A 5,396-nucleotide genomic window follows, 5' to 3' on the forward strand; every position below is an offset into this window, starting at 1 on the left:
TCATTTCCCGCCCCCGGGATTCTACATGTTCGCGCCGGGCTGCCATCCCCGGACTCTGGGCTTGACGACCCGGCGGTCAGTCGGTCCCGCTCGCCGTGCCAGGGCCTTCCGGCCGTAGGAGCTGGCGGCAGGACGTGCACACCATCGTCTTGCCCACCACGGTGCCGTCGACCGAGACGAGTTCGGCGACCCGCAAGGTCGGGAAGCCGCAGCGTTCGCAGGCCACGGCGGTACCGTCGTCGGGAATCTGCATGCGGGCGGGGATCCGGGTGGTCATCATTCCTCCCGTTCGGAGCCGGAGCGGGAGGGCAGGAACTCCTGCGCCTTCGTCTTGGCACCCTGGACGATCAGGTGCCACGCGTGCGGGTCGCCCTTGAGCACCGCTTCGGTCATGGACTTGAGCTGGTCGAAAGTCGCGTGCGGCGGGATCGGCGGGACCTCGGGGTCGCAATGGACGTCCAGGACCGTCGGCAGGCCACCGGAGAGCGCCTGGTCCCAGGCGGCGCCGAGGTCGTCGGGGGAGTCGACGGTGATCCCGCCGAGGCCGATGCCGCGGGCGAAGTCCGCATAGGACACTTCGGGCAGCGTCTGCGATTCCTCGAACTTCGGCGCGCCGCCCATCGCCCGCAGTTCCCAGGTGACCTGGTTGAGGTCGCCGTTGTGGAAGACGCAGATCACGCAGCGCTGGTCGGCCCACCGGTCGCGATAGCGGGCGATCGTGAGCAACTCGGCGAGGCCGTTCATCTGCATCGCGCCGTCGCCGACGAGCGCGATGACCGGCCGGTCCGGGTAGGCGAACTTCGCGCCGATCGCGTAGGGCACGCCGGGCCCCATGGTGGCGAGCGTGCCCGACAGCGATCCGCGCATCCGGCCCCGTATCCGGAGGTTGCGGGCGTACCAGTTCGCGGCCGAGCCGGAGTCGGCGGTGACGATCGCGTCGTCCGGGATCCGCTCGGACAGCTCGTGCACGATGCGCATCGGGTTGACCGGCTTGGCTTCCAGCATCGCCTGCCGCGACACGGTTTCCCACCAATCGGCGACGTTGCCCTCGATCTTCTCCCGCCATGTGCGGTCGGTCTTGGGTTCGATCAGCGGGAGCAACCGCTCCAGTGTCGCCTTCGCGTCGCCGAGCATCGGCACCTCGGTGGGGTAACGCAGGCCGAGGAACCGCGCGTCGAGGTCGATCTGCACCGCGCGTGCCTGCCCGAAGTCCGGCAGGAACTGGGAGTACGGGAGGCTCGACCCGACGATCAGCAGCGTGTCGCAGTCGCGCATCAGCTCGTAGCTCGGGCGCGTGCCGAGCAGCCCGATCGACCCGGTGACGTACGGCAGGTCGTCGGGCAGCACATCCTTGCCCAGCAACGCCTTCGCGACCCCCGCGCCGGTCCGCTCCGCCAGTTCGCGCAGTTCGGTGACGGCGTTGCGGGCGCCCTGGCCCGCCAGGATCGCGACCCGGCTCCCGGCGTTGAGCACCTCGGCGGCGCGGGTGAGATCCTCGGTGGGCGGCACGACCTGGGCCCTCGGCCGGGACGGCGGGCTCGACGGCACGTGCTTGAACGCGTGTTCCGGTGCGTGGTAAGCGGATTCCTGGACGTCGTTCGGGATGATCACCGCGGTGGGGGCCCGCTGGGCGAGCGCGGTCCGCATCGCCCGGTCGATCGCGTTCGGCAGCTGCTCGGGGACGTTCACCTCGACGAGGTACTCGCTCGCGACGTCCTTGTACAGCGCCTGCAGGTCGACCTCCTGCTGGTAGCTCCCGCCCATCGCGCTGCGCGCGGTCTGGCCGACGATCGCCACCACCGGCACGTGGTCCAGCTTGGCGTCGTAGAGCCCGTTGAGCAGGTGGATGGCGCCGGGGCCGGAGGTGGCCGCGCAGACGCCCGCCCTGCCGCTGAACTTCGCGTAGCCGACCGCCTGGAAGGCCGCCATCTCCTCGTGCCTGGCCTGGACGAAGCGCGGTTCGTCGTCCGCCGCGCCGAACGCCGTGACGAGGCCGTTGATGCCGTCGCCGGGATAGCCGAAGACCTGCTCGACACCCCATTCGCGAAGCCGGGACAGTACTTGATCCGCAACGGTGGTGGTCATGTCCGCCGGGTTGCCGGTCCGCGCGGGACGAAACATCGTGGCGGGAGCGGGTCAGCGGGCCGGGAGCACGCAGAATTCGTTGCCCTCGGGGTCGGCGAGCACGATCCACGGGCCCGCGGTGTCCTCCTCGACCACCGTGGCCCCCAGCGCCTCCAGCCGGGCGACCTCGCCGCGCTGGTCCAGCTCCGCCGGCGCGAGGTCGAGGTGGACCCGGTTCTTGACGGTCTTGTCCTCGGGCACGGGCTGGAAGAGCAGTGACGGCTGCCCGGCCTCCTTGACCTCGACGTAGCCCGTGCCGTCCTCGTCCGTCCAGCGTTCGACCGTGCCGTAGCCCAGCGCGGCCCGCCAGAACGCGGCGAGGGTCTCCGGGCGGTGGCAGTCGAACGCGACGGCGATCATCCGGGTGCGCATGGCTCCACGGTCGCACGGCGGGTGCGGGTTTGCCGGGCGGATCGACGGGAACCCGGTGCGGGTAGAGCCGCGAACGCCGAGGAAGGGAGGCAGCGGTGACCACCGTACGTGAGCTGATGACGAGCCCCGTGAAATGCGTCCGCGAATCGGATGTGGTGCTGGAGGCGGCCCGGCTGATGGCCGCCGAGGGGGTCGGCGCCGTGCCGGTCTGCGGGGAGGACGGCCGGATCAAGGGCATGCTCACCGACCGCGACATCGTCGTGCGGGTGCTGGCCGAGGGCAAGGATCCCCGGGCGCTGCACGCGTCGGAGGTGGTCGAGGGCGGTGTCGTGACCGTCGGTCCCGACGCCGATGCCGAGGAGATCATCCGCACCATGTCCGAGCACGCCGTCCGCAGGCTGCCCGTGGTGGACGGCGGCACCCTGGTCGGCATCGTCGCGCAGGCCGACGTCGCCAGGGCGCTGACCAATCCGGCCAGCGGCGAACTCGTCGAAGCCGTTTCCCAGGAGGAATAACCCCGACAGGCTCGGCCGTGCTCCGTCTGCCAAGGCCGGGGTACGGCCGGTCCACGATGGATGTCCGAAGAGGACGTCCTAAAAGGACATGAGATGAGCGCGGCCGACTATCTGCCGGACACGGTCTCGCTGCCCCGGCTGCGTTCCGCGGCCGGGGCTTGTGAAGGCTGCGGGTTGTACCGGGACGCCACCCAGACGGTGTTCGGCGCCGGAGAACGGGACGCGCGGGTCATGCTCGTGGGTGAGCAGCCCGGCGACCGGGAGGACGTCGAGGGTGAACCGTTCGTCGGACCCGCCGGGCATCTCCTGGACCGCGCGCTGCACGACGCCGGCCTCGACCGCGCGGGCCTCTACCTGACCAACGCCGTCAAGCACTTCAAGTTCACCCGCCCCGAGCGCGGTAAGCGCCGGATCCACAAGAAGCCGTCGCGGACCGAGGTCGTCGCGTGCCGTCCGTGGCTGCTCGCCGAACTCACCGCCGTGGAGCCCGAACTCGTCGTCCTGCTCGGTGCGACGGCTGCGCAGGCCGTGCTGGGCACGGACTTCCGCATCACCCGGGAACGGGGCAAGCTCGTTCGCCTACCGGAAGAGTTCGGCGGCAGGCAGGCCATCGCCACTGTGCATCCGTCCTCGGTGCTTCGCGCCGAGGACCGCGAAAGCGCCTACGAAGCATTCCGGGCCGACCTCGCGACAGCCGCGAAAGCGGTGTGAATCAACGACGTGCCGCCGCGTGGGCGCCCCCGCGCCGGGAAACTCCGCGCCGGGACGCCCCGATGTCGTACAGCACGATCGCGAGACCCGCCAGCGCGGTCAGGCCGTGCAGCCAGTTGTCCGCCCAGTTCAGGTTCACGGGATTGCCGCTGGTGCCGGTGGCCGCCACGAGCACCCCGTTCACTGTGAGCCCGGTGAACCCGAAGAACAGCACCCAGGCGAACGCGATGGTGCTCGTGCGGTGCAGGGCCGCCAGTAGCGCGAGTACACCGACGGCGGTGTGCACCACGTTCAGCACCGCGCTGGAGCCGAAGATCCACACCGTCCGGCTCGGATCGGGGCCCGCGGTGCTCGCCTGCGGGGTCCAGAAGCCGGCCAGGCCCAGTGCCAGGTAGGCGATTCCGATGAGCGCGACGATCAGCCGCGCGGGATAACGTCCGGTTCGCTCGGTCATCACGATCCTCCGCATACGCACGTTTCGTTCGGGTACCCGGCGGGTGATCCACAAAACCCCGCGAGGAGGTACCCATGCGCCTCGGCTACACGCTGATGACCGAACAGGCAGGCCCGAAGGAACTCGTCCGCTACGCCGAGGGCGCCGAACGCGCCGGCTTCGATTTCGAGGTGTCCAGCGACCACTACTCGCCGTGGCTGGAGGAGCAGGGCCACTCGCCGTACGCGTGGAGCGTGCTCGGTGCCGTCGCGCACTGCACGGAACGGGTCGAGCTGATGACGTACGTGACCTGCCCGACGATGCGGTATCACCCGGCCGTGGTAGCGCAGAAGGCGGCGACGGTGCAGGAGCTGAGCGACGGCCGCTTCACCCTCGGGCTGGGCGCGGGAGAGAACCTCAACGAGCACGTCGTCGGCCGCGGCTGGCCGCCGGTGAACGTCCGGCACGACATGCTCGCGGAGGCCGTCCAGATCATCGGCGGGCTCTTCGACGGCGGCTACTTCGACTACGCGGGCACGTATTTCCGGGTGGACTCGGCGAAACTCTGGGATCTGCCCACGGCGCGGGCGCCCATCGCGGTCGCGGTGTCGGGCAGCCAGTCGGTGACCCGGTTCGCGCCGGTGGCGGACGCGATGATCGCGGTGGAGCCGAAGGAACAGCTGTGCCGGGAATGGGACGCGACCCGGCTGGGCAGGCCGACCCGCAAGATCGCGCAGCTGCCGATCTCGTGGGACCCGGACCGGGCGGCCGCGGTCAAACGCGCGCACGAGCAGTTCCGCTGGTTCGGGAACGGCTGGAAGGTCAACGCCGAACTGCCCGGCCCGGCCGGGTTCGCCGGTGCCACCCAGTTCGTCACCGAGGACGACGTCGCGGCGGGAATCCCTTGTGGACCCGACATCGAGCCGATCGCTCAGGGCGTGCGGCAGTTCGTCGAGGCGGGCTTCACCGACGTCGCGCTGGTCGAGATCGGCGGGGACCGGCAGGAGGACTTCCTGGACTTCGCCGAGCGCGAGCTGCTCCCCGCTCTGCGCGAGATCTGACTCCGCCGAAGGTCGCCCCCACCGGCGCCGGACCGGGCTGAAGGGGACTTTCCTCGCGTGACATGAGCTGAAGGGGACTTTCCTCGCATGTGCCGAGACGAAAGTCCCCTTCAGCTCACGCGGTCCAGGGCGAGGCCATGTCCTCGTCGCGAACGCTCCGTTCGAGACGATCAACGTCGT

7 protein-coding genes are annotated in these 5,396 nt (G+C 70.2%); 3 read left to right on the top strand and 4 right to left on the bottom strand.

Going from position 1 to position 5,396, the window contains the following annotated elements; genetic code table 11:
- Nucleotides 1-76: 76 nt before the first annotated feature.
- Genes ACFWX1_RS34740 through ACFWX1_RS34750 form a run of 3 tightly spaced genes read right to left on the bottom strand, consistent with a single transcriptional unit; the run spans nt 77 to nt 2,496 of the window.
- Nucleotides 77-277: a hypothetical protein gene (locus ACFWX1_RS34740; protein ID WP_378394018.1), complete on the bottom strand. Its 201-nt coding sequence runs from the start codon at nt 275-277 to the stop codon at nt 77-79.
- Complete coding sequence (locus ACFWX1_RS34745; protein WP_378394019.1) at nt 277-2,085, bottom strand: thiamine pyrophosphate-requiring protein; 1,809 nt, start codon at nt 2,083-2,085, stop codon at nt 277-279. The genes ACFWX1_RS34740 and ACFWX1_RS34745 overlap by 1 nt, the downstream gene beginning before the upstream one ends.
- A gap of 51 nt (nt 2,086-2,136) precedes the next feature.
- Nucleotides 2,137-2,496 carry a VOC family protein gene (locus ACFWX1_RS34750; protein ID WP_378394020.1) on the bottom strand — a complete coding sequence of 120 codons (360 nt, stop codon included), beginning with the start codon at nt 2,494-2,496 and terminating at the stop codon, nt 2,137-2,139.
- A gap of 95 nt (nt 2,497-2,591) precedes the next feature.
- Between ACFWX1_RS34750 and ACFWX1_RS34755 the strand changes: the two genes are divergently transcribed.
- Nucleotides 2,592-3,011 carry a CBS domain-containing protein gene (locus ACFWX1_RS34755; RefSeq protein ID WP_378394021.1) on the top strand — a complete coding sequence of 140 codons (420 nt, stop codon included), beginning with the start codon at nt 2,592-2,594 and terminating at the stop codon, nt 3,009-3,011.
- A 93-nt stretch (nt 3,012-3,104) separates the two neighbouring features.
- Nucleotides 3,105-3,722 carry a UdgX family uracil-DNA binding protein gene (locus ACFWX1_RS34760; protein ID WP_378394022.1) on the top strand — a complete coding sequence of 206 codons (618 nt, stop codon included), beginning with the start codon at nt 3,105-3,107 and terminating at the stop codon, nt 3,720-3,722.
- Nucleotide 3,723: 1 nt separating this feature from the next.
- Here ACFWX1_RS34760 and ACFWX1_RS34765 read toward each other — a convergent pair whose 3' ends face one another.
- Nucleotides 3,724-4,176, bottom strand: coding sequence for a DUF4383 domain-containing protein (locus ACFWX1_RS34765; protein WP_378394023.1), 453 nt, complete (start codon nt 4,174-4,176; stop codon nt 3,724-3,726).
- A gap of 74 nt (nt 4,177-4,250) precedes the next feature.
- Between ACFWX1_RS34765 and ACFWX1_RS34770 the strand changes: the two genes are divergently transcribed.
- The gene (locus ACFWX1_RS34770; protein WP_378394024.1) at nt 4,251-5,216 is read left to right on the top strand and encodes a TIGR03557 family F420-dependent LLM class oxidoreductase; all 966 of its coding nucleotides are present in this window, start codon (nt 4,251-4,253) and stop codon (nt 5,214-5,216) included.
- The last annotated feature ends 180 nt before the right edge of the window (nt 5,217-5,396 follow it).

Origin of the sequence: Amycolatopsis sp. NPDC059021 (assembly GCF_042739895.1) — a bacterium.
Taxonomy (GTDB): domain Bacteria; phylum Actinomycetota; class Actinomycetes; order Mycobacteriales; family Pseudonocardiaceae; genus Amycolatopsis.

Excerpts from the sequence above, each read along its gene's own strand:
- ACFWX1_RS34760 (WP_378394022.1), top strand. The coding sequence starts at position 3,105 with ATGAGCGCGGCCGACTATCTGCCGGACACGGTCTCGCTGCCCCGGCTG.
- ACFWX1_RS34770 (WP_378394024.1), top strand. The coding sequence starts at position 4,251 with ATGCGCCTCGGCTACACGCTGATGACCGAACAGGCAGGCCCGAAGGAA.
- ACFWX1_RS34740 (WP_378394018.1), bottom strand. The coding sequence starts at position 277 with ATGACCACCCGGATCCCCGCCCGCATGCAGATTCCCGACGACGGTACC.
- ACFWX1_RS34745 (WP_378394019.1), bottom strand. The coding sequence starts at position 2,085 with ATGACCACCACCGTTGCGGATCAAGTACTGTCCCGGCTTCGCGAATGG.
- ACFWX1_RS34765 (WP_378394023.1), bottom strand. The coding sequence starts at position 4,176 with ATGACCGAGCGAACCGGACGTTATCCCGCGCGGCTGATCGTCGCGCTC.
- ACFWX1_RS34750 (WP_378394020.1), bottom strand. The coding sequence starts at position 2,496 with ATGCGCACCCGGATGATCGCCGTCGCGTTCGACTGCCACCGCCCGGAG.